At 72.1% G+C, this 19,869-nt stretch carries 12 protein-coding genes; 2 read left to right on the top strand and 10 right to left on the bottom strand.

The features are described 5' to 3' along the window. Window positions 1–100 precede the first annotated feature (100 nt). From glmM to rplM, 4 genes are all read right to left on the bottom strand, one after another. Window positions 101–1,447, bottom strand: a complete 1,347-nt coding sequence (gene glmM / locus ACYVNR_RS06405) for a phosphoglucosamine mutase (protein ID WP_458798542.1) — start codon at window positions 1,445–1,447, stop codon at window positions 101–103. A 171-nt stretch (window positions 1,448–1,618) separates the two neighbouring features. After that, window positions 1,619–4,045, bottom strand: coding sequence for a hypothetical protein (locus tag ACYVNR_RS06400; protein WP_461047320.1), 2,427 nt, complete (start codon window positions 4,043–4,045; stop codon window positions 1,619–1,621). Between the two features lie 260 nt (window positions 4,046–4,305). Beyond that, on the bottom strand, window positions 4,306–4,812 hold the full coding sequence (rpsI, locus tag ACYVNR_RS06395) for a 30S ribosomal protein S9 (protein WP_045191868.1): 507 nt from the start codon (window positions 4,810–4,812) through the stop codon (window positions 4,306–4,308). A 50-nt stretch (window positions 4,813–4,862) separates the two neighbouring features. Further along, on the bottom strand, window positions 4,863–5,306 hold the full coding sequence (gene rplM / locus ACYVNR_RS06390; RefSeq protein ID WP_045191869.1) for a 50S ribosomal protein L13: 444 nt from the start codon (window positions 5,304–5,306) through the stop codon (window positions 4,863–4,865). 256 nt (window positions 5,307–5,562) lie between these two features. Between rplM and ACYVNR_RS06385 the strand changes: the two genes are divergently transcribed. Both ACYVNR_RS06385 and ACYVNR_RS06380 read left to right on the top strand, forming a co-directional pair. Next, window positions 5,563–6,198: a helix-turn-helix domain-containing protein gene (locus ACYVNR_RS06385; RefSeq protein WP_461047318.1), complete on the top strand. Its 636-nt coding sequence runs from the start codon at window positions 5,563–5,565 to the stop codon at window positions 6,196–6,198. Continuing rightward, a complete protein-coding gene (locus ACYVNR_RS06380) occupies window positions 6,195–7,553 on the top strand; it encodes an MFS transporter (RefSeq protein ID WP_461047316.1) in 1,359 nt (452 codons plus the stop codon). Before ACYVNR_RS06385 ends, ACYVNR_RS06380 begins: the two co-directional genes overlap by 4 nt. On the opposite strand, the gene ACYVNR_RS06375 is transcribed toward ACYVNR_RS06380, so the two are convergent. The 6 genes from ACYVNR_RS06375 to ACYVNR_RS06350 all read right to left on the bottom strand — a co-directional run bounded on the left by ACYVNR_RS06375 (window position 7,534) and on the right by ACYVNR_RS06350 (window position 19,827). Further along, window positions 7,534–8,475 carry an aldo/keto reductase gene (locus tag ACYVNR_RS06375; RefSeq protein WP_045191871.1) on the bottom strand — a complete coding sequence of 314 codons (942 nt, stop codon included), beginning with the start codon at window positions 8,473–8,475 and terminating at the stop codon, window positions 7,534–7,536. The genes ACYVNR_RS06380 and ACYVNR_RS06375 overlap by 20 nt on opposite strands. 118 nt (window positions 8,476–8,593) lie before the next feature. After that, a complete protein-coding gene (gene pulA / locus ACYVNR_RS06370) occupies window positions 8,594–14,395 on the bottom strand; it encodes a pullulanase-type alpha-1,6-glucosidase (protein ID WP_461047314.1) in 5,802 nt (1,933 codons plus the stop codon). Between the two features lie 192 nt (window positions 14,396–14,587). Next, window positions 14,588–15,124 (bottom strand): YbaK/EbsC family protein, encoded by a 537-nt coding sequence (locus tag ACYVNR_RS06365; RefSeq protein WP_045192027.1) that lies wholly within the window; start codon window positions 15,122–15,124, stop codon window positions 14,588–14,590. A gap of 56 nt (window positions 15,125–15,180) precedes the next feature. Then, window positions 15,181–16,941: a carbohydrate-binding module family 20 domain-containing protein gene (locus ACYVNR_RS06360; protein WP_461047312.1), complete on the bottom strand. Its 1,761-nt coding sequence runs from the start codon at window positions 16,939–16,941 to the stop codon at window positions 15,181–15,183. Between the two features lie 122 nt (window positions 16,942–17,063). Then, window positions 17,064–18,125, bottom strand: coding sequence for a nitronate monooxygenase (locus ACYVNR_RS06355; RefSeq protein ID WP_461047310.1), 1,062 nt, complete (start codon window positions 18,123–18,125; stop codon window positions 17,064–17,066). A gap of 19 nt (window positions 18,126–18,144) precedes the next feature. Next, window positions 18,145–19,827, bottom strand: a complete 1,683-nt coding sequence (locus tag ACYVNR_RS06350) for an ABC-F family ATP-binding cassette domain-containing protein (protein ID WP_461048288.1) — start codon at window positions 19,825–19,827, stop codon at window positions 18,145–18,147. Window positions 19,828–19,869 lie beyond the last annotated feature (42 nt).

The following is a 19,869-nucleotide window of genomic DNA, read 5'->3' as shown; positions in this document are numbered from 1 at the left end:
AACCCTACGCAGGGCGACGCCGCGAGCTCCACGCAGTTTGGCCGCGTATGCCGTCACGCACCCGAAGGGGAGCCGCGGCGCACCGGCGCGGCTGGGTCACTCAGAGGCTGAGCTCGGCCTTCACGACCCCGACGAGGCGGTCGGCGAGCGTGCGGGCCTGGTCGCCGTCCGCGGCCTCGACCATGACGCGCACCACGGGCTCGGTGCCGGACTTGCGCAGCAGCACGCGTCCGGTCTCGCCCAGCTCGCCCTCGGCGACACGCACGGCGTCGGCGACGGCCGTGTTGGCCTCGAGCGCCGACTTGTCGACGTCCTTGACGTTGACGAGCACCTGCGGGAAGTGGGTCATCACGGCGGCGAGGTCCGACAGCGTGCGTCCGGTCGCGGCCACGCGCGAGGCGAGCATGAGCCCGGTCAGGGTGCCGTCGCCGGTGGTGCCGTGGTCGAGCATGACGACGTGGCCGGACTGCTCGCCGCCGAGCGAGAAGCCGCCGTCCTTCATGCCCTCGAGCACGTAGCGGTCGCCCACGGCCGTCTGCAGGACCTTGATGCCGGCGCTGCCGAGCGCCTGGATCATGCCGAGGTTGGACATGACGGTCGCGACGAGCGTGTCACCGCGAAGGACGCCCTGCTCCTTCATGGCGAGCGCGAGGATCGCCATGATCTGGTCGCCGTCCACCTCGCGACCGGCCGCGTCGACGGCCAGGCAGCGGTCGGCGTCGCCGTCGAGCGCGATGCCGAGGTCGGCGCCGGCGTCGACGACGGCCTGCTCGAGGTGCTCGAGGTGCGTGGAGCCGTAGCCGTCGTTGATGTTGAGGCCGTCGGGCTCACCACCGATGAGCGTGACCCGGGCGCCCGCCTCTCGGAACGCCCGGGGCGCGACCTCGGAGGCGGCGCCGTGCGCGGCGTCGACGACGACGTGCAGGCCGTCGAGCCGGTGCGGCAGCACGGACAGCAGGTGGGCGACGTAGCGGTCGGCTCCGTCGACGAGAGGGGTGATGCGGCCGACGTCGCCGCCGGTGGGTCGCTCCCAGTCGGCGCGCAGCCGCTGCTCGATGCGGTCCTCGAGGTCGTCGGCCAGCTTGTGGCCGCCGCGGGCGAAGAACTTGATGCCGTTGTCGGGCATCGGGTTGTGCGACGCCGAGAGCATCGCGCCGAGGTCGGCGTCCTGCTCGCCCACGAGGTACGCGATCGCCGGGGTGGGCAGCACCCCTGCGTCGCGCACGTCGACGCCGGCCGACGCGAGACCGGCGGTCGTCGCTGCGGCGAGGAACTCGCCGGAGGCCCGGGGGTCACGGCCGACGACCGCGACGGGACGGTGGCCGTTGAAGGCCCCGACCTCGGCGAGCACGTGGGCTGCTGCGACCGACAGGTCGAGCGCCAGCTCTGCGGTGATGTCCTTGTTCGCCACACCACGGACGCCGTCCGTGCCGAAGAGTCGAGCCACGCTGTGTGCCTTCCGAGCGGGGCGGCCCCAGGCCTCCCGAGTTCATGTGCTGACCATCTCGTGGTCACGTGCTCGGACGACGATACCGCCCGAGCGGGGTGCCGCCCGCCGAGGCGTCCCGATCTGCCCGTGCCGGGACGAGTCGGGACCGTCCCCGCAGGGCGCCCCGGGTCAGCCGGCAGGCGTGCGCAGGCGGGCCAGCCAGACGCCGTCGGTGCGGCTGACGATGTCGGTCAGGGTGGCGAGCTGCGGCGACACCCGGCCCGATCGCTCGTCGGCCACGATCCAGCGCACGCCTCGGTCGCGGTAGGCGGTCGCGAGGTTCTCGGCCGTCGGGCCCTTGATGAGGGCGAGCTCGGCGTCGAGGCGCGGCTGGTCCCAGAACGGGGCCACCACGTAGCTCTGTCCCGGCTTGTCGAGCTGCAGCACCCGCGGCGCGTAGCCGTAGCCACCGACGTCGGTGCGCAGCCCGGAGAGGGCTGACACCGCGAAGTCGCGGTTGTCCGGCCGGCCGGAGGCAGAGACCCCGTTGAAGACGCGGTTGGTGGCGACGACGTCGCTCGGCGCCGCGTGCAGCCTGAGGTACTGGCCCGCCTCGAAGAGCGCCGGCGTCACCGCGGGGCGGCGGTCGCGATCGGTCGCCGCAGAGGGACTCGTCGCGACCCGGAGGTGCTTGAACGGCGACAGGGCCGGCGCGAGGGCCCGCACGCCGCCGGCGGCCACCGCCACGGCGAGCAGGGCCACCCAGGTCCCGCGGACGACCGGCACGGACGAGCGTCGCCGGACGAGCCACGCGGCTGTCACCACGACACCGAGGCCGACGAGCAGGCCGAGGGTCGGGGTGAACCACGCAACGATGGCCTCGGCCTCGCCGTGCGGCCTGGTGATCGCGCTCGGTCGCCGCCCGCCGGAGCGGAGGAACCGGCGTACCGCCAGGACGACGAGCAGACCTCCCGCGGCGACCGCCCCGGCGAGCAGCACGCGCCCTCGGACTCGCCTCCACCGGTCGCGGAGGGGCTCGCGGCGCACGGGCGCGTCGGCGACACCCGCGTCCTGCCCGACCGCGGACTCCCTCCGGGCGGCCAGCTCGTCGCGCAGCCAGCCCGCGATGCCCGCACCGGACAGGACGTAACCGATGGGCAGGGCGGCGATGGCGAAGTAGTACTGGCTGCCGCTCGGGTGCCGGAAGGTCAGGGCGGCCAGCACCCCGCCGACGATGGTCCCGATGCCGAGCCAGCCGGCGGGGTCCCTCGGCCGTCGACGCACCAGCACGAGCAGGCCCAGCGCCGGGAAGAGCGTGGGCGCCCATCGGCGGACGAAGGAGACGACGACGGCCACGATCCCGGCGCCGGCGCTGCCCTCCGGGCGCCCGAGGACCAGCGTCTTCTCGAACTGTGGCCAGAACGAGGGGGTGAACCGCAGCCCGTACGACCCGGGGTAGAGGAAGAGCACGGCCAGCGCCGTGACGACGGCCAGCAGGCCCAGGCAGAGGCCGTAGCGCCGCGCCGCGGTCCTGAGGCGCCCCGACCCGTCGGCTCGCCGGCGCCACTCACCGATGAGGACGGCGATCCCGGCCAGCCCCACGCCGCAGATGACGACCGGCACCTGGGCCGACTTGGCCCCGGCCGCCCCGACGGCGAAGAGGGGCAGCAGGGCTGCGGGGGCGAAGCGGTCGGACGGCCCGCGGCGCAGGACGGCGAGGAGCGCGCCGACGGACGCGAGGCCGAAGACCCAGCCCAGCGCCGCCGTCGGGCTGAGCTGCCAGTAGTTGGGCACGGCGACGATCGGGGGCTGCACCCAGGTGTCGACCGCGATGGGACGCACCACGGCGAGCGCGGCGGCGGCGCCGAGGCCTCCGGACCAGTGGCCGGTCACCTGGTGTCCGACGGCCGCCGCGAGCAGCAGCAGGATGACGACGAGCGTCGCCGGCAGCACACGCGTCGCGATGTCGAGGTCGTCGACCCCCGTGCCGCTCAGCTGGGCGGCGACGGCGTGGAAGAACCAGTGGTAGCCGAGGGGCTCGCCGTCGACCATGGGGTAGCCGGGCACCAGCTCGCGCCTCAGCTCGCCGGTGAGGGCCGTCTGGTAGAGCACGTCGGTGTTCCACAGCTCGTACGTCGCCGTCGGTCGCGGCGGCATCAGCGCCAGTCCACCGACCCAGACCCAGCGCACGGCGACGAGCACGAGGACGGTCAGCGTGGCCCACGCCAGCGCCGGCCAGGAGCCCGCGGCCACCTCATCGGCGTCGCCGCGGCCCAGGACGCGCCTGCGGGTCGCGGGGACGGCGAGGAGCGCGGCAGCGACGACGGGGCCGACGACCAGCGACGGCAGGCTCAGCCCCACGAGGTGGGCCAACAGCCAGGTCAGCAGGGCCAGCACGAGCCCGGTCGGGCCCGCCCAGCCGAGATCGGTGGCGGCGACGCGCCCGCCTCTGACGGCGCGCACCGCCACCCAGCCGGGGAGCAGGATCCCGAGCAGGACCACGGCGAGCCACCACAGCGTCATCCCGGCGGCCGAGCCCGTGCGTGTCAGGGCAAGCAGCAGTGCGGCCCCTGACACGAGGAGCAGCCCGGCCTCACCAAGCCCCCTGTAGCGCATGGCAACGAGGGTGCCATGCCCGCTCGCGAGATTCTCCCAAGGGGGGCCTTTTCGCGTCGCCGTCGGCGGCGATCTGACAGGCGGTGCGCGGAACAAGTCCCCGGAACAGGGCCCGGAACAAGGCCCGGAACAGGGCCCGGAACAGGTCCTGGGGACGGCACAGGCCCCCGAGCCTTCGCTCGGGGGCCTGTGCGCGGCCGGCATCCAGCCGCATCGGGGACGACCGGCGCGAGCAGGTGCGCTCGCCGCCGGCCGGACCGTCAGCGCTTGGAGTACTGCGGAGCCTTGCGGGCCTTCTTGAGACCGGCCTTCTTGCGCTCCGGGACGCGGGCGTCGCGGGAGAGGAAGCCGGCCTTCTTGAGGGCGGGACGGTTGAGCTCGGTGTCGACCTCGTTGAGCGAGCGGGCGACGCCGAGACGGACCGCGCCGGCCTGGCCGGAGGGGCCACCGCCGTGGACGCGGACGAGCACGTCGTAGGAGCCGTCGAGCTCGAGCAGCGTCAGGGGCTCCTTGACGATCTGCTGGTGCACCTTGTTCGGGAAGTACGCGTCGAGCGTGCGGCCGTTGATCTTCCACTCGCCCGTGCCGGGGACGATGCGCACACGGGCGATGGCCTGCTTGCGACGACCGGTGGCGGCGCCGGGGGTGGAGACCTGGCGGGCGCGCTTGGGCTCGCCGAGCGCGTCGGTCGCGGAGGACTCGCTCGTGTACTCGGTCAGCTCGGGCTCGTCGGTGTCGAGGACGTCCTCGTTGATGATGTCAGTCACTGGGTTTCTCTTTCTTCGCAGTCAGTGCTCGGTCGGGCTCAGCCGGGCGCTTACTGCGCGACCTGGGAGATCTCGAAGGGGACGGGCTTCTGGGCCGCGTGCGGGTGCTCGGCGCCGCGGTAGACCTTGAGCTTGGAGAGCTGCTGGCGGGCCAGCGAGTTCTTCGGGAGCATGCCGCGGATGGCCTTCTCGATGGCCTTCTCGGGGCTCTTGGCGAGCAGCTCGGTGTAGGAGGTCGCGCGCAGACCGCCCGGGAAGCCGGAGTGGCGGTAGGCCTTCTTCTGCTCGGCCTTGGCGCCGGTGAGGGCGACCTTGTCGGCGTTGATGATGATGACGAAGTCACCGGTGTCGACGTGCGGCGCGAACTGCGGCTTGTGCTTGCCCCGGAGGAGCACAGCGGCCTGGCTCGCGAGTCGGCCGAGGACGACGTCGGACGCGTCGATGACGTGCCACGTGCGAGTGACCTCGCCGGGCTTCGGGGTGTAGGTGCGCAATGGAGTCTGCCTTCGCTTCTGAAATGGTGGAGCCACTGGTGTGACGCTGGGCCCGGTCCGCGTCGCCGACTCCCTCGGGAGCATGGTTCGCCTGACGGCCCGCTGCACAACCTCACCAATGTTACGGGGTGCAGCCGCCGCTCCCAAATCGCGCCGGGGCACCCCCGGAACAGGCCCTGACCTGCAAAGACGCGCTGACGCGGCTCGCATGCACACATCTTGTGCAAACGAACTGTGCACAGGTATTGTGCACACTATGGCTGCACGCGACCGCTCGATGCCCCCCTCACCCGACCCGGAGACCGGCGACCCCGACAATTTCTGGCTCACGCCCGAGAGCCTGCGGGTGCTCGCCCACCCGCTGCGTTCCCGCCTGCTCGGCGCGCTGCGCCGCCACGGCCCGTCCACCGCCACCGACCTCGCCACGCTGCTCGGCACCAACTCGGGCGCCACCAGCTACCACCTGCGCAAGCTCGAGTCGGTGGGACTCGTCCAGGACACCGAGGAGGGCGAGGGCAAGCGCCGCCTCTGGCGGGCCAGCTCCGAGTTCCACTCGTGGCACCCCAGCGACTTCGAGGGCGACGAGGACTCCGAGACCGCCCTCAACTGGCTGACCCGCGACTACGCGCGGCACTTCAGCGAGCAGTACGACAAGTGGCTCGACGTCTCGACGACGTGGCCCACCGCGTGGCAGGACGCCTGCGGCTCGAGCGACGCCTCGGTGCTCGTGACGGCCGAGTCCCTCGAGGCGATGCGTGAGGAGATGTGGGAGCTCATCGAGCGCTACCGCCGGGTCGGGCAGGGCAACCCGCAGGCCCGCCGCATCGCCGTCTACGCCTTCGCCTACCCCCTGGACCTCGACCGGCCACCCACCGCGGGAGCCCGACGATGAGCCGCCCGCGCGTCCACGAGTCGTCACGGCGGCCGTATGCCGTCCTCTCCCCCACCGCGGCCCGCCGGGTGTTCCTGGCGCTCACCTTCACCCGCTGGTTCCCCGTGGGTCTCGTCGTCGGCCTGCTCACGCTCTGGCAGCTCGAGCGGGGCCTGACCGTCGCGCAGGCGATGACCGTGTCGTCGGCCGCCGGCCTCACGATCTTCGCCCTCGAGCTGCCGACGAGCGGCTTCGCCGACGCGTTCGGACGACGCCCCGTCTTCGTCGTGTCGGCCGTGGTCAACGTCCTCGCGAGTGTCGTGCTGCTGCTCGCCCACGCGTTCTGGATGTTCCTGGCGGCGGCCGTGCTCACCGGCATCTTCCGCGCGCTCGACTCCGGGCCGCTCGAGGCGTGGTTCGTCGACACCGTGCACGCGACCGACCCGGGAGCCGACGTCGACGGCTCGCTGGCCGCGCAGGGAACGGTGCTCGGCGGTGGCATCGCGGTCGGAGCCCTCGTGTCGGGCGCCCTCGTCTGGTGGCACCCGTTCACCGGCGCGTCGGCACTCGTGCTGCCCGTCGCCGTCTTCGTCGCCCTCAACGTCGTGCACCTGCTCGCCGTGCTCGTCCTGCTGCGAGAGCCCCGATCGGCCGAGCACGTCGACTCCTCCGGCGTGCGTCGGGCGCTCGCCTCGGCCAAGGAGTCGCCGGTCGTCGTGCGCGAAGGCCTCGGCCTGCTCCGCACCAACCCCGCCCTCCGCGGCATCGTCTGCGTCGAGATCTTCTGGGCGGTGGGCATGCTCGTCTTCGAGACCTTCCAGCCGATCCGTCTGGCCGAGCTCGTCGGGGGCGAGGAGCGGGCGGGCGCGCTCATGGGACCGGTCGCCGCAGCCGGCTGGGGCGTCTTCGCCCTGGGCGCCGCCCTCTCGGGCTGGACGAGCCGGCGCGTCGGCGTGGCCCGCACCGCGATCCTCGCCCGGGTGCTCAACGGCCTCGGTGCGGTCGTCATGGGTCTCGTGGCCGGTCCGGCCGCGCTCATCGCCGCCTATGGCGTGACCTACCTGCTCCACGGCTCCGCGGGGCCGGCCCACTCGGCACTGCTGCACCGCGAGGCACGAGCCCGCAACCGCGCGACCGTGCTGTCGATCAACTCGATGGTGGCCTCGGTGGCCTTCGGGGTCGCCGCTCCCCTCTTCGGCCTGTTGGCCGACCGGGTCTCGACGCAGGTCGCGATGGTGTGCGCGGGCGCGTTCAGCGTGCTGGGCGCGTGGTTCTACCGCCAGGCCCGCCGCGCCGAGCAGGCACGCACGGCCGGAGCAACGGACACGGACACGGACACGGACACCGTCGACGGGGTCACAGCGGCGGTGACGTGATCTCGTCGAGCTCGGCGAGGTCCTCGGCCGTCGGCTCCCAGAGGCCCGCGCGCACGTTCTCGACGACCTGCTCGGGACGCGTGGCGCCGGCGATGACGGAGGCGACGGCCGGCTGGGCGGCGAGCCCGCCGATGGCGACGTCGATGGGTCGCAGGTCGCGCTGGACGGCATACGCCTGGAGGCGCTCGATCGTGTCCCAGTCGGCGGCGGCGAGCCGGTCGGGCAGTCCGGCGAGCCGCGTGCCGGTCGGGGCGGACTCGCCGCGCCGGTACTTGCCGGTGAGCAGCCCCGAGGCGAGCGGGAAGAAGGGCAGCAGCCCGACCCCCACGTGCTCGCACGCCGGGACGAGCTCCTCCTCGACGTCGCGTTCGAGCAGGGAGTACTCGTTCTGCGCGGAGACGAAGCGGGCCGTGCCGGCGGCGCGCGCCGTCCAGTCGGCGTCGACGACCTGCCAGCCGGTGAAGTTGCTGCTGCCGATGTAGCGGACCTTGCCCTCGGTGACCAGCTCGTCGAGGGCTGCCAGCGTCTCGTCGATCGGCGTGACGGGGTCGGGACGGTGCAGCTGGTAGAGGTCGATCCAGTCGGTGCCGAGACGTCGCAGGCTCGCCTCGACGGCCTTGCGCACGTAGCGCCGCGAGCCCCGCACGCCCCAGTCGGGGCCGTTGCTGCCCTGCATGTCCATCCCGAACTTCGTTGCCACGACGACGTTCTCGCGCTCCGAGCCCAGGGCCAGCCCGAGCATCTCCTCGCTCGCGCCCTGGCCGTAGATGTCGGCCGTGTCGAAGAGGGTGACGCCGCTGTCGATGGCCTGGCGCACGACGGCGTTGGTGCCGTCCTGGTCGAGGCGCCGGCCGAAGTTGTTGCAGCCGATGCCGACGGTGGACACGGTCAGCCCGCTGTCGCCCAGCTGCCGGTAGGTCATGTCAGGAGTCGTCACTCGCCCAACCTATGCCTGCGCGCCACCCGGTCAGGGCACAGCACCTGCACGCGCGAGCGCCGGCCCTCGCTCTCGCGGGGACCGGCGCTGCGTCGTGGGCGGGTCAGCGGGGCTGCACGAAGACGGCCACGGTGCGCGCGGGCACCGAGAAGGTGCCGGCACCAGCGTCGTAGGACGCCTGCTTGACGACGCTGTCGGCGCCGCCGGCCTGCACCGGGCTGAGGGCCATCGGGCCCGCGAGGCCCGGCACCTTCTGCGTGACCGTGCTCGGCGTCGCGTTGAACACGACGACGAGGCCGCGCAGCGCAGGGTCGGCGTCTACGCCCACGGTGTCGTCGACCCGCATGACGATCACGCCCTGCTTCGCGTCAGCCGTGCCCGAGACCGGGAAGCTCACCTTGGCGTTGATCGCCTCGGCGTTCCCGAGCCGGAAGAGCTTGGTGCTGAAGCGAAGTCGCAGCAGGTCCTGTGCCATCGCATCGGCTGCCCGCACGTCGGCCGCGGTGGGCTTGAGGGCGCTGTTGCCGAGCAGCGGCTTCATGAAGGGCCACTTCGCCGAGTTCTGCTCCTGCGGCGGCAGGCCGTGGCCGAAGCCGTTGTCGGCTCCGGTCCAGTCGAGCCGGTTGAACCAGTCACCGCTGTCGTAGGAGTCGCGGTTGAGCGACTTGCTGCGCAGCAGGTCGGCGCCGGCGTGCCAGAACGACGGGGTCTGCGCGAGCGCGGTCGTGGCGAGCGACAGGGTGTTCATGCGCACCCGGTCCTGCATCGACGTCGCGACGGGCAGCTTGTAGGTGAGCGAGTCGAAGAGCGTCTCGTTGTCGTGGGCGTCGACGTAGGTGACGACCTCGTCGGGCTGGTCGGCGTAGCCGGCCGGCGAGCCGTTGTAGTCGACCTTGTCGCCGGTGACGAGACCACCGCTGGCCTGGCTGCGGAAGCCGAACGAGCGCAGGTTGCCCGCGAGTCCGAGCTGCACGAGGTCGGTGTCGTGCGCGAGGTTCTTCACGGCGTCGCCGTTGATCGGTGCCCCGTTGGGGTCGGTGGCCTCACCGGAGCCGAAGCCCTGCTTGCGCGGGTCCTCGTCGAAGGGACCGCCGCCACGGACGGCGTCGCGCAGCCGGTCCGAGAAGGTGCCGATGCCGGTGCCGCCGAGCTGGCCCTGCGTCGCCTGGACGAAGAGCTTGTTGTTCGCCACCTCGCCGAAGTTCCAGCCCTCTCCGTAGAGGTAGACCGCCTTGCCGTCCACGCCGTCCTTGGCGGGCGTGAGGGCGTCGAGGGCCGCGCGCACGGCGAGCATGTTGGCCTTGCTGTGGTGGCCCATGAGGTCGAACCGGAAGCCGTCCACCTTGTAGTTGCGTGCCCACGAGACCACCGAGTCGACCATGAGCTTCTCGGCCATCGCGTGCTCGGTGGCGACGTTCTGGCAGCAGGTCGAGGTTTCGACCGCACCGCTCGCGTTGAGGCGCTGGTAGTAGCCCGGCACCACCTTGTCGAGCACCGACTTGTCGGCCTGCCCCGAGGCGTTGGTGTGGTTGAAGACCTGGTCGAGCACGACCCGCAGGCCGTCCTGGTGCAGCGCCCCGACCATGGTGCGGAACTCGGCGACGCGAGCACCGCCGTCAGCGGCCTTGGTGCTCGAGGCGTACGAGCCGTCGGGCACGCTGTAGTGGAAGGGGTCGTAGCCCCAGTTGAAGGCGTCCTTGGACGCGACCGCGCTCGTGCACCGCTGCTGCTCCTCGCTGTCGGGGGCGTAGGAGGCGAGGTCGCACTTCGGCGTCTCCTGCTTCGCCGGGTCCTCCTCGATCGAGGCGATGTCGAAGGTCGGCAGCAGGTGCACGGTGTTCATGCCGGCCTTGGCGAGCGACCTGAGGTGCGCGCGCCCGTCACCGTCGGCGGCGAACGCGAGGTAGCTGCCGCGTATGCCGGCCGGCACCTTCGCGTCGGACGCCGAGTAGTCGCGCACGTGCAGCTCGTAGATCGTCGAGTCGACGCCTTGGGCGAGGGCCGGCGACTTCGTGGTGCGCCACGTCGACGGCATGAACGCGGGGTCGCGGAGGTCGACGGCCACGGACCGGGTCGAGTTCGGCGTCAGCGCCACCGAGCTCGGGTCGGTGACGAGGTTGGTCTCGACCTTGCCGGTCGTCGGCGCGTAGACCTTGACCTCGTAGAGGTAGCGGGCGCCCTTGGCCGAGGCGTCGAGCGAGGCCGACCACGAGCCGTCGGTGGCTCGGGCCATCGCGGTGCGCCTGGCCGTGCTCGCCGGCTGGTCGGCGCTGCCGGCCGGCCAGGTCAGCAGGCTGACGGACTGGGCCGTGGGGGCCCACACGGTGAAGCCGACGCGCCCGGTGCCCGAGAAGCTCGGCCCGTAGGTGCGGCCGCGCGCCGACGCGGCATACAGGGCGTCCACGGCGATGGCCGTCTGCGTGCCGGTGGCGTCGAGCAGGCGCCCGGTCGTGTCGTACATGCCCACCGCGACCTGGCCCTCGAGGATCTCGGGCAGCTGCCGCGACGTGGCCTTGTCGAGGCGCAGGGCGACGGCGCCCTTGAGCTCCGGGTGGGCCGCGACGAGCGTGGCGGGAAGGCCGGCGGGGTCGCGGGTCAGGGTCGCGACCGAGCCGCCCGTCACGGCCTCGGCGTCGACGGCGAGGCCGCCGTCGGCCGACCAGTGCAGTCGCCACCGCAGGGTCGAGGGGTCGGTGCCGGCAGGCAGGGCCGATGCCGGCCAGGCCACGAGGTCGGGACCGACGACGAACGCCTTGGCCTTCTTGAGGTCAGGGGCGGCGCCCGCCTTGGACGTCTTGACGCCGACCTCATGGGTCGAGGCCTTGTAGGTGATGGTCGTGACGACGCCGTCGCTCGGCACGGTGAAGGCGACGTTGCTCGCCGGGTAGGACTCGTCCCACGTGCGGTCGACGGCCACCTTGAACTCGTAGCTGCCCGCGGGGATGCGGTCGGTGCTGAATGTGAAGGTGCCGTCGCCGTCGGGGTCCTGCAGCCACGAGCGCATGCAGTCGGGCGCCCAGTCGCCGGGGCAGCCGAGCTCGCTCTGGAAGCTGCCCGGGGCGGTGAGGATCGAGCCCTGTGCCGTGCTCGTCACCCAGTGGGTGCGGTGGTCGTAGAAGAAGTCGACCGAGCCACCGGGCGCCTTGTAGCCGATGTTGCCGCCACCGGGGGCTCCTCCGACGCCGTAGTTCTCGTCCCACGACTTGTTGATCGCGGCCTTGTACTCGTAGTCGCCGGCCGGGATGGTGGCCGAGCCCTTCCAGATGTCGTCCTTGGGGTCGAGCGTGAGCTGCGCCTGGTCGCAGTCGGGCTGCCAGTCACCGGGGCATCCCATCTCGGAGTTGTGGCTGCCGGGGACGCTGACCGCCTTCGGCTGCGTGACGGGTCCGACGCCACCGGAGTCGCCGCCGCCGGCCGTCTGGGGCTCCCCGACGATGCCGTAGGTCGAGGTCGCCGAGACCTTGCCGTTCAGGTCCTTCGCCACCATCCGGTACTCCACGAGGGAGCCCTTGGCCAGACCGGAGACGTCGTGGAAGACGCGGTACGGGGCGTTGTCGTCGGTGCCGATGGGCGTCCACTGCGTGGCGCCCGCAGGACGCTGGAGGAACGTCACGTCGGCGAACGTGCCGCCGTCGAGCGCGGCACCGATCTCGGCGCGGCCGCCCACGACGCCGCCGGCGCCGGGCGAGGTCGGGATGATCGTCGGCGCGCTCGGCGACGAGGCCATCGTCGACGCGGCACGGTAGACGGCGACCGACAGCGGGGGCACGGTCACGGTGATGCGCCCCGACGTGTCGGCGCGGAGGTCACCCGAGGCGCCGAGGAGCGGCACGAACCTGCTTCCGGCCGAGTACGTCTCGAAGGTCGCGGTCTTGGCCGTGGTGGCGTTGTTCGTCGCGACGACGTACTCGCGCTTCGCCTCCTTGTCGATGCGGCTGAAGGCGTAGATGCCGGCCGAGTCGGAGGCGTAGCGGTGCACCTGCGCGCCGTCGGCGAGCGCCGGGTGCGCCTGGCGCAGCGCCGAGAGCCTGCGGATGTGCTGGTAGAGCGGGACGTCCGTCGAGTAGTGGGCACCCGTGCCCTGCAGCTGCGGGCTGCCGACGATGACGTCGTCCTTGTAGATGTCGGTGCTCGTGCCGAACATGTCCTGGCGGGCGCGCTTGTCGTCGAACCCGTTCGTGGGACCGGTGAAGCCCTGCTCGTCGCCGTAGTAGACGACGGGGTTGCCGCGCGAGAGGAACATCAGCGAGTTGGCGAGCTCGGTGCGGGCGAGCAGCGCGTCGCCGGTGTAGCCCGCCGAGAGGAGCATGGCGCCGGAGCGGCCCATGTCGTGGTTGCCGAGGAAGGTGGGCAGCTCGTAGGCGTTCGAGTCGGTGTCGGTGTAGTAGTCGTCGCCGGCGAAGAGGTCACGGACGCCCGTCGTCGCCTTGCCCTGCGCGAAGCCGAGGGCCGCGCCCTGGAAGCCGAAGTCGAGCGTCGCCGGCAGCTTGCCCTTCGTCGTGAACTGGCTCGTGTAGGCGGGGTTGCCGTCGAAGACCTCACCGAACATGTTGAAGTCGGGGTTGCCGATCTCCTTGGCGTGCTTGAGGATCGCCGGAGAGAAGGCCTGCCAGAACTCCATGTTGACGTGCTTGACGGTGTCGATGCGGAAGCCGTCGATGCCGAAGTCGACCCACGACTTGTAGATGTCGGCCATGCCGGAGACGACGTCGGAGCGCTCGGTGAACAGGTCGTCGAGGCCGACGAAGTCGCCGTAGGTGGAGGACTCGCCGGCGAAGGTCGAGTCGCCGCGGTTGTGGTACATCGTCGGGTCGTTGAGCCAGGCCGGGACCTTCACGGTCTTGTCGGCGTCGCTGCGGAAGACCGGCTTGTAGGGGAACGACGAGGCGGCCGACAGGGCCGGGAAGCAGTCGGGGTAGGCCTTGGCCGTGCCTGCGCACATCGGCTTGCCCGCCACGGCGGCGTCGTCGAAGGCCGCACCGCTCGCGTCCTTGTAGGACGAGGCCTCCTTGGAGACGTAGCCGTGCTGGCCACCCTCGTAGTCGACGACGTCGGCAGTGTGGTTGGTGATGATGTCGAAGTAGACCTTCATGCCCTTGGCGTGGGCGGCCGAGATGAGGGCCTTCATGTCGGCGTTGGTGCCGAGGTGCGGGTCGATCCGGGTGAAGTCGGTGACCCAGTAGCCGTGGTAGCCGGCGCTGGCGTCCGAGCCCGACCCCTGCACGGGGCGGTTCTTGAACGACGGCGTCAGCCAGATGGCGGTGGTGCCGAGACCCTTGATGTAGTCGAGGCGCTGCGAGATGCCCTTGAGGTCGCCGCCATGGAAGAAACCGGCGTCGGTGGGGTCGAAGCCGGTCTCGAGCCGCGAACCGGTGAGACCTCCCCGGTCGTTGGACGCGTCGCCGTTGGCGAAGCGGTCGGCCATCACGAAGTAGAAGCGCTCGCGCGTCGCGAGCTCGCGCAGGGAGGCCGAGGCGAGCTTCCCGTCAGCCGCGGTGGCCTTGCCCGGCAGGTCGGTGGGCGCGATGCCGACGGCGTGCGTGGTGTCGTCGTAGGTGAAGCGCAGCTTCGCCGCGTGCTGCAGCACCAGCGGGAGGTTGTTGCCGCCCTGCCCGTAGCTCTCGGCCCAGTCGTGGTTGATGGCGACCTTCAGCTCGTAGAAGCCGGCAGGCACCGTGAAGTCGGCGGCATACGTCGTCGAGCCGGGCTGCAGCGCCAGGTCGGTGGCGGTGCAGGCCGGCGACCAGTCGGCGTCACAGCCGAGCTCGCTCTGCAGCGAGCCGACGAGCGTCGCGGTGCGCGGCGCCTCGGCTCGGGCGGCGGGAGCCCCCGTCAGCGGGACGCCGAGTCCGGCGATGACGAGGGCCGAGATGCTGGCGACGGACAGGGCCGGGCGGCGGCGCATGCGCACTCCTTCGTGGGCTCGGGTCGTCGCGCCCGTGTCTGGACGCTCGACCACCGCCGGAGAACCTAGCGCCCATTTCGGACAACACGCCAGACCTGGGCTGCAACTTTTTGCATTTGTCTTCAGGATGTTGCGCGATCTTGCTCCGTCACGTCACCCTTCGCCGCACGGACCCGCAGCCGGTCCCCTGCCTCACCCCTCGCGAACGGCGAGGTCGACGACCTCGGCGCCGGGCAGGGCGGCGAGGTCGGCCCCGTCGAGCAGCAGCTTGGCTCCGCGCACCCCGGCCCCGACGACGACCGGCCCCGCCGCCACCACCGACGTGTCGACGAGCAGCGGCCAGTCCGCGGGAAGCCCGACCGGGGTGATCCCGCCCTGCTGCATGCCGGTGAGCTCCTGCGCCCTGGCCTGGTCGGCGAACGAGATCCTGCGGGCGCCCAGGTGTCGCCGCACCACCCGGTTGATGTCGGCCCGGTCGGTGGCCAGCACCATGACCGCCGCGAGAGTGGTCGTCTCGCCCCGCCTCGCCTCCACGACGACGCAGTTCGCCGACGCCTCGGGTGCGACGTCGTAGGCCTCGCAGAACGCCGCGGTGTCGGCCAGGCTCGCGTCGATGGCGGCGACCCGCGCGCCGGGCACCTGCGCCAGCGCCGAGACCACCGGCGGCGCGAGCAGGTCGGGCCGCCCCGCGGCCGGCTCCCAGGACAGGTTTCCCTCAGCACTCGGCATGACGTCACCGTATGCCGCCACCCGGCGTGACGGCATACGGCGGGTCCGGCGATGGGTCAGGGACGCCAGGTGTCGCTCAGCGTGACCGTGCCCGACGCCGGCACCGTGACGGTCCGGTTGGCGCCCGACTCCCACGTGACCGTCCCGGCGGCGTCCTTGCGGAGGTACTTGTACTGCACGACCGACCCCGGCGTCAGGGCGACGGTGCGGCGCCACACCGGGTAGGTGGCGGGATCCATCTTGAGCGCAGATCCCGGTGCCCACGCGCCCAGCGCGGGAGCGTCACCGACGACGTAGATGTCCTGGCCGGTCACGGTGGTCGCGTTGACCCCGAAGCCCACCGATGCCGATGCCGGTGCGCCGACCGTCGCCCCGACGTGCAGCGCCACCTGCTCGTTGGCACCGAGCGTGGCGGTGAACGCGCCGGACGAGCCGACGGCATACGTCGGCCCCGAGCAGGTGCCCCCGCTCACGGTCCCGTGCGTGACGTCGCAGTACGTGCCGGCGGGCAGCGACGTCTGGAAGGTCGAGGTCACCGGGCCGGTCTCGTGGTTGATGGCCACGTAGCCCTTGGCTCCGCGGCCGAAGCCGATCGCGTTGTTGCCGTTGGACCACCAGTTGGTCACGCCCGTACCGGCGACGGCGTTGCGGAAGCCGACCATCCCGGAGATCGGGGTCCAGGCGTGCTGGCACTTCCAACCGTTGCTGTAGCAGGCGCTCACGGCTCCGCCCAGCGGCGGGCCGGCATCCGGGTCGCTCCACTCGTAGCCGGAGAAGACGTTCGGCGCGCCGTAGGGCCACGCCAGCAGGAAGACGTTGGCGAGCGTGTAGGTCGCGCCCGCCTTGTAGCTGAGCGTCGAGCCGTTGCGCTCCGTGTCCCAGTTGTCGACGAAGCTGCGCGCCTGCCCGCTCGGCAGGTAGCCCCACGAGGCGCCCCAGTTCGACAGGTACGCAAGCTTTTCCGAGGTGAAGACACGCTTGAGGTCGTAGGCCGCCCGGAACTCGTCGACGTCGCCGGATCCCGTGTACTCGGTCGGCTGCACGGCCTCGCCCGCGCCGTAGATGACCTCGTGCACCCAGAAGATGTTCGGGTTGGTCAGCTTCGCCTTGATGGCAGCGAGGTCGGCGGCAGCGACGTGCTTGGCCGCGTCGATGCGGAAGCCGTCGACGCCCGCCGCGATGAGCGTGTTGAGGTAGGCGGCGACGGCGCCGCGCACGTAGTCGCTTCCGGTGTCGAGGTCGGCCAGGCCGACGAGCTCGCACGTCTGGACGTTGGTGCGGTCGGCGTAGTTGCTGATGCTCTGCCGGCAGGAGTGGAAGTCGCGGTCGGAGTACACGCTCGGGTAGGCGTACTTCGTGTAGCTGCTGCCGGCGGTGCCGGTGCCGGAGCCGGCGCTCATGTGGTTGACGACGACGTCGGCCACGACCTTGACGCCTGCGTTGTGGCACGCCGTCACCATCGAGCGGAAGGCGGCCTCGTCACCGAGCCGGCCGCCGATGCGATAGCTGACGGGCTGGTACGAGGTCCACCACTGGGACCCCTGGATGTGCTCTGCGGCGGGCGAGACCTCGACGAGGCCGTAGCCCTTGGGTCCGAGGACGTTGGTGCACTCGCGGGCCACGGCGTCGTAGCGCCACTCGAAGAGCGTCGCGGTGACGTCCTTGGTGCCGGGCGGCGTCGCACCTGCCTGCGGCACGACCGAGCTGGGGCCGGCCACCGGGACCGCGAGGGCGGCAGCTGCCGCGAGCATCGCCGTGACGATGCGGCGCCGGCGCAGCCGGGGCGGTGAGGGTGGGGTGGGACTGGGCGTGCGCATGCGGCATCTCCTCGTTGAGACGGCGGGGCTGTGGCAGTTCTTGCCAGTGATGCAAGAACTTGCGGCAGTCAACCGCCGCGTGCGCCACCCCGCAACTCGAAAGCGCCAGGCCCCGGATCCGCTCAGCGGCGGGACAGCTCACCGACCACGGTCGCCGCCGGCACGGCACGCGCCGACCTCCACGCGGTGCCCGCCCAGAGGGCGAGCAGGTCAGGACGCTCGGCCTTCGCCGAGGCCCGCCGCAGCGGCACCGTGAGGTGGTGCACCTCGGGGTAGGCCGCCGGCGCCTCGCCGGCGTGTCGGCGTATGAAGTCGGTCTCGAGACCCCGGGCCCAGCGCCCGGAGTAGGCGCGGGTCACCGCGGTGCCGGCGTAGGCCGCGTCGCCGAGCGCCCGACGGTAGGCCAGGCCCGTGCCCGCCTCGGGGGTCAGCAGCAGGGCGGTGCCGACCTGCACGGCGTCGGCTCCGGCCGCGCGCACCTGGTCGGCCCGCTCGCGGGTGCCGATACCGCCGGCCGCGACGAGCGGCACGTCGGTCTCGGCCCGCACCGAGACGACGAGCTCGACGAGGTCGAGGTTCGTGGGCTCCTTGACCGGGTCGAGCGTGCCGCGGTGACCGCCGCCGTCATGGCCCTGCAGGCAGAGCGCGTCGACGCCGGCCTCGAGCGCGGCGCGGGCCTCGTCGAGGTCGGTGACGGTCGCGGCGGTCTCGATGCCGGACCGGCGCAGCTCGCCGAGCACGGCGGAGGAGGGCAGCCCGAAGGTGAACGAGACGACCGGCACCTTCTCGCGCACGACGAGGTCGACCTTGCGCTCCCAGTCGTCGTCGTCGCCGGGCCGCGCCTCGCCGGGCTGCGCCCCGACCGTCTCGGCGTCGGCGACCAGCCGCTCGCGGTAGGCGGCGACGGCCGCCGCGCGATGGGCGCCGGTCAGGGGCGCCGGCGCGCCCGCCGGGGCGGCATACGCGTTGGCCTGCTCGGGCACGAAGAGGTTGACGCCGAAGGGGCGCGAGGTGGCGTCCCAGACCTCGGCGATGGCCGCCGCGAGGGCGGGCGCTGTGAGGTAGCCGCCCGCGAGGAACCCGAGGCCACCGGCGTCGCCGACCGCCGCGACGAGCTCGGGCGTGGTGGGCCCGCCCGCCATGGGGGCGCCGACGACACCGGTGTCGAGCTCACGCAGCAGCATGGCCTCGACGCTACTCCGCTCAGCGCGGACGGACGACCCGGCCTTCGTCCCACACCGGCTCGTTCGACTCGTAGACGCGGCCGTCGGCGCCGAACACGAGGAACCGGTCGAAGCCGCGCGCGAACCACCGGTCGTGCGTGACCGCGACGACGGTGCCCTCGAAGCGGTCGAGACCCTCCTCGAGAGCCTCGGCCGACTGCAGGTCGAGGTTGTCGGTGGGCTCGTCGAGCAGCAGCATCGTCGCACCGGACAGCTCGAGCAGCAGGATCTGGAACCGCGCCTGCTGCCCGCCCGAGAGCGACTCGAAGCGCTGCTCTCCCGACCTCGCCAGCTCGTAGCGGTCGAGGGCTCGCGCCGCCTCCTCACGAGGCTTGCCGGCGCGGTGCTCGTCGCCGCGGTGCAGGATCTCGAGCAGGGTGCGGCCGAGCAGCGACGGGTGCTGGTGGGTCTGGGCGAACCAGCCCGGACGCACCCGCGAGCCGAGCCGGACGACGCCGGTGTGGGCCACGGGGTCGGGCCGCACGTCACCGACCGGCTGGTGCTCGCGCTCGGGATCGGTGCCCCCGCTCGCGAGCAGCCGCAGGAAGTGCGACTTGCCCGATCCGTTGCTGCCGAGGATCGCGACCCGCTCGCCGTACCAGACCTCGAGGTCGAACGGCTTCATCAGGCCGGTGAGCTCGAGGTCGGCCGCGACGATGGCGCGCTTGGCCGTGCGCCCACCCGTGAGCCGCATCTTCACCGACTGGGTCATCGGCGTCTCCTCGGGAGGCCCGGCCTGCTCGAACTTCGCGAGCCGGGTCTGGGCCGCCTGGTAGCGCGACGCCATCCCGTCGTTGTACTTCGCCTTGACCTTCAGCGTCTGCACGAGGGTCTTGAGCTTGACGTGCTCCTCGTCCCAGCGGCGGCGCAGCTCCTCGAGGCGGGCGTTGCGGTCGGCCCGCGCGGCGGCATACGTCGAGAACCGACCCGGGTGCACCCACAGGGTCGCGCCGGCGGCACCCGGCTCGAGCGTGGCGACGCGGGTCGCGACGCGGTCGAGCAGCTCCCGGTCGTGGCTGATGAAGAGCACCGTCTTGGGGCTCGCGACGAGAGCCTCCTCGAGCCAGCGCTTCGTCGGCACGTCGAGGTAGTTGTCCGGCTCGTCGAGCAGCAGCACCTCCTCTGGACCGCGGAGCAGCGCCTCGAGGACGAGCCGCTTCTGCTCGCCGCCCGAGAGCGTGTTGACCTTGCGCCACTGCGCCTTCTCGTAGGGCACGCCGAGCGCAGCCACCGTGCACTGGTCCCAGAGGGTCTCCTGCTCGTAGCCACGGGCCTCACCCCACTCGACGAGGGCGTGGGCGTAGGCCATCTGGTCGTCCTCGGAGTCGCGCTCCATCATGGCGAGCTCCGTGCGGTCGACCTCCTCCGCCGCGTGGCGGATGCGCTCGGGCGCGACGGACACCAGCAGGTCGCGCACGGTCGTGTCGTCGCGGACCTTGCCGATGAACTGGCGCATGACGCCGAGGCCGCCGGAACGCGTGACGGCCCCTTCGTGGGCGGCCAGGTCACCGGCGATGATCCGCGTCAGCGTCGTCTTGCCCGTGCCGTTGGGACCGATGAGGGCGATCTTGGCGCCCTCCCCCACCCGCACGGAGACGTCGTTGAGGAGCGGCCTGCCGTCGGGCAGGCTGAAGGAGACTGAGTTGACGTCGACGTGGCCCACGAGGGTCAAGCCTGACGTATGCCGGCCGGTCGAGTCACGCGG

The organism is Terrabacter koreensis (assembly GCF_054783315.1).
This window is presented reverse-complemented; position numbering and strand designations above follow the sequence as displayed.

Excerpts from the sequence above, each read along its gene's own strand:
- ACYVNR_RS06400 (WP_461047320.1), bottom strand. The coding sequence starts at position 4,045 with ATGCGCTACAGGGGGCTTGGTGAGGCCGGGCTGCTCCTCGTGTCAGGG.
- ACYVNR_RS06385 (WP_461047318.1), top strand. The coding sequence starts at position 5,563 with ATGGCTGCACGCGACCGCTCGATGCCCCCCTCACCCGACCCGGAGACC.
- ACYVNR_RS06380 (WP_461047316.1), top strand. The coding sequence starts at position 6,195 with ATGAGCCGCCCGCGCGTCCACGAGTCGTCACGGCGGCCGTATGCCGTC.
- ACYVNR_RS06375 (WP_045191871.1), bottom strand. The coding sequence starts at position 8,475 with ATGACCTACCGGCAGCTGGGCGACAGCGGGCTGACCGTGTCCACCGTC.
- pulA (WP_461047314.1), bottom strand. The coding sequence starts at position 14,395 with ATGCGCCGCCGCCCGGCCCTGTCCGTCGCCAGCATCTCGGCCCTCGTC.
- ACYVNR_RS06365 (WP_045192027.1), bottom strand. The coding sequence starts at position 15,124 with ATGCCGAGTGCTGAGGGAAACCTGTCCTGGGAGCCGGCCGCGGGGCGG.
- ACYVNR_RS06360 (WP_461047312.1), bottom strand. The coding sequence starts at position 16,941 with ATGCGCACGCCCAGTCCCACCCCACCCTCACCGCCCCGGCTGCGCCGG.
- ACYVNR_RS06355 (WP_461047310.1), bottom strand. The coding sequence starts at position 18,125 with ATGCTGCTGCGTGAGCTCGACACCGGTGTCGTCGGCGCCCCCATGGCG.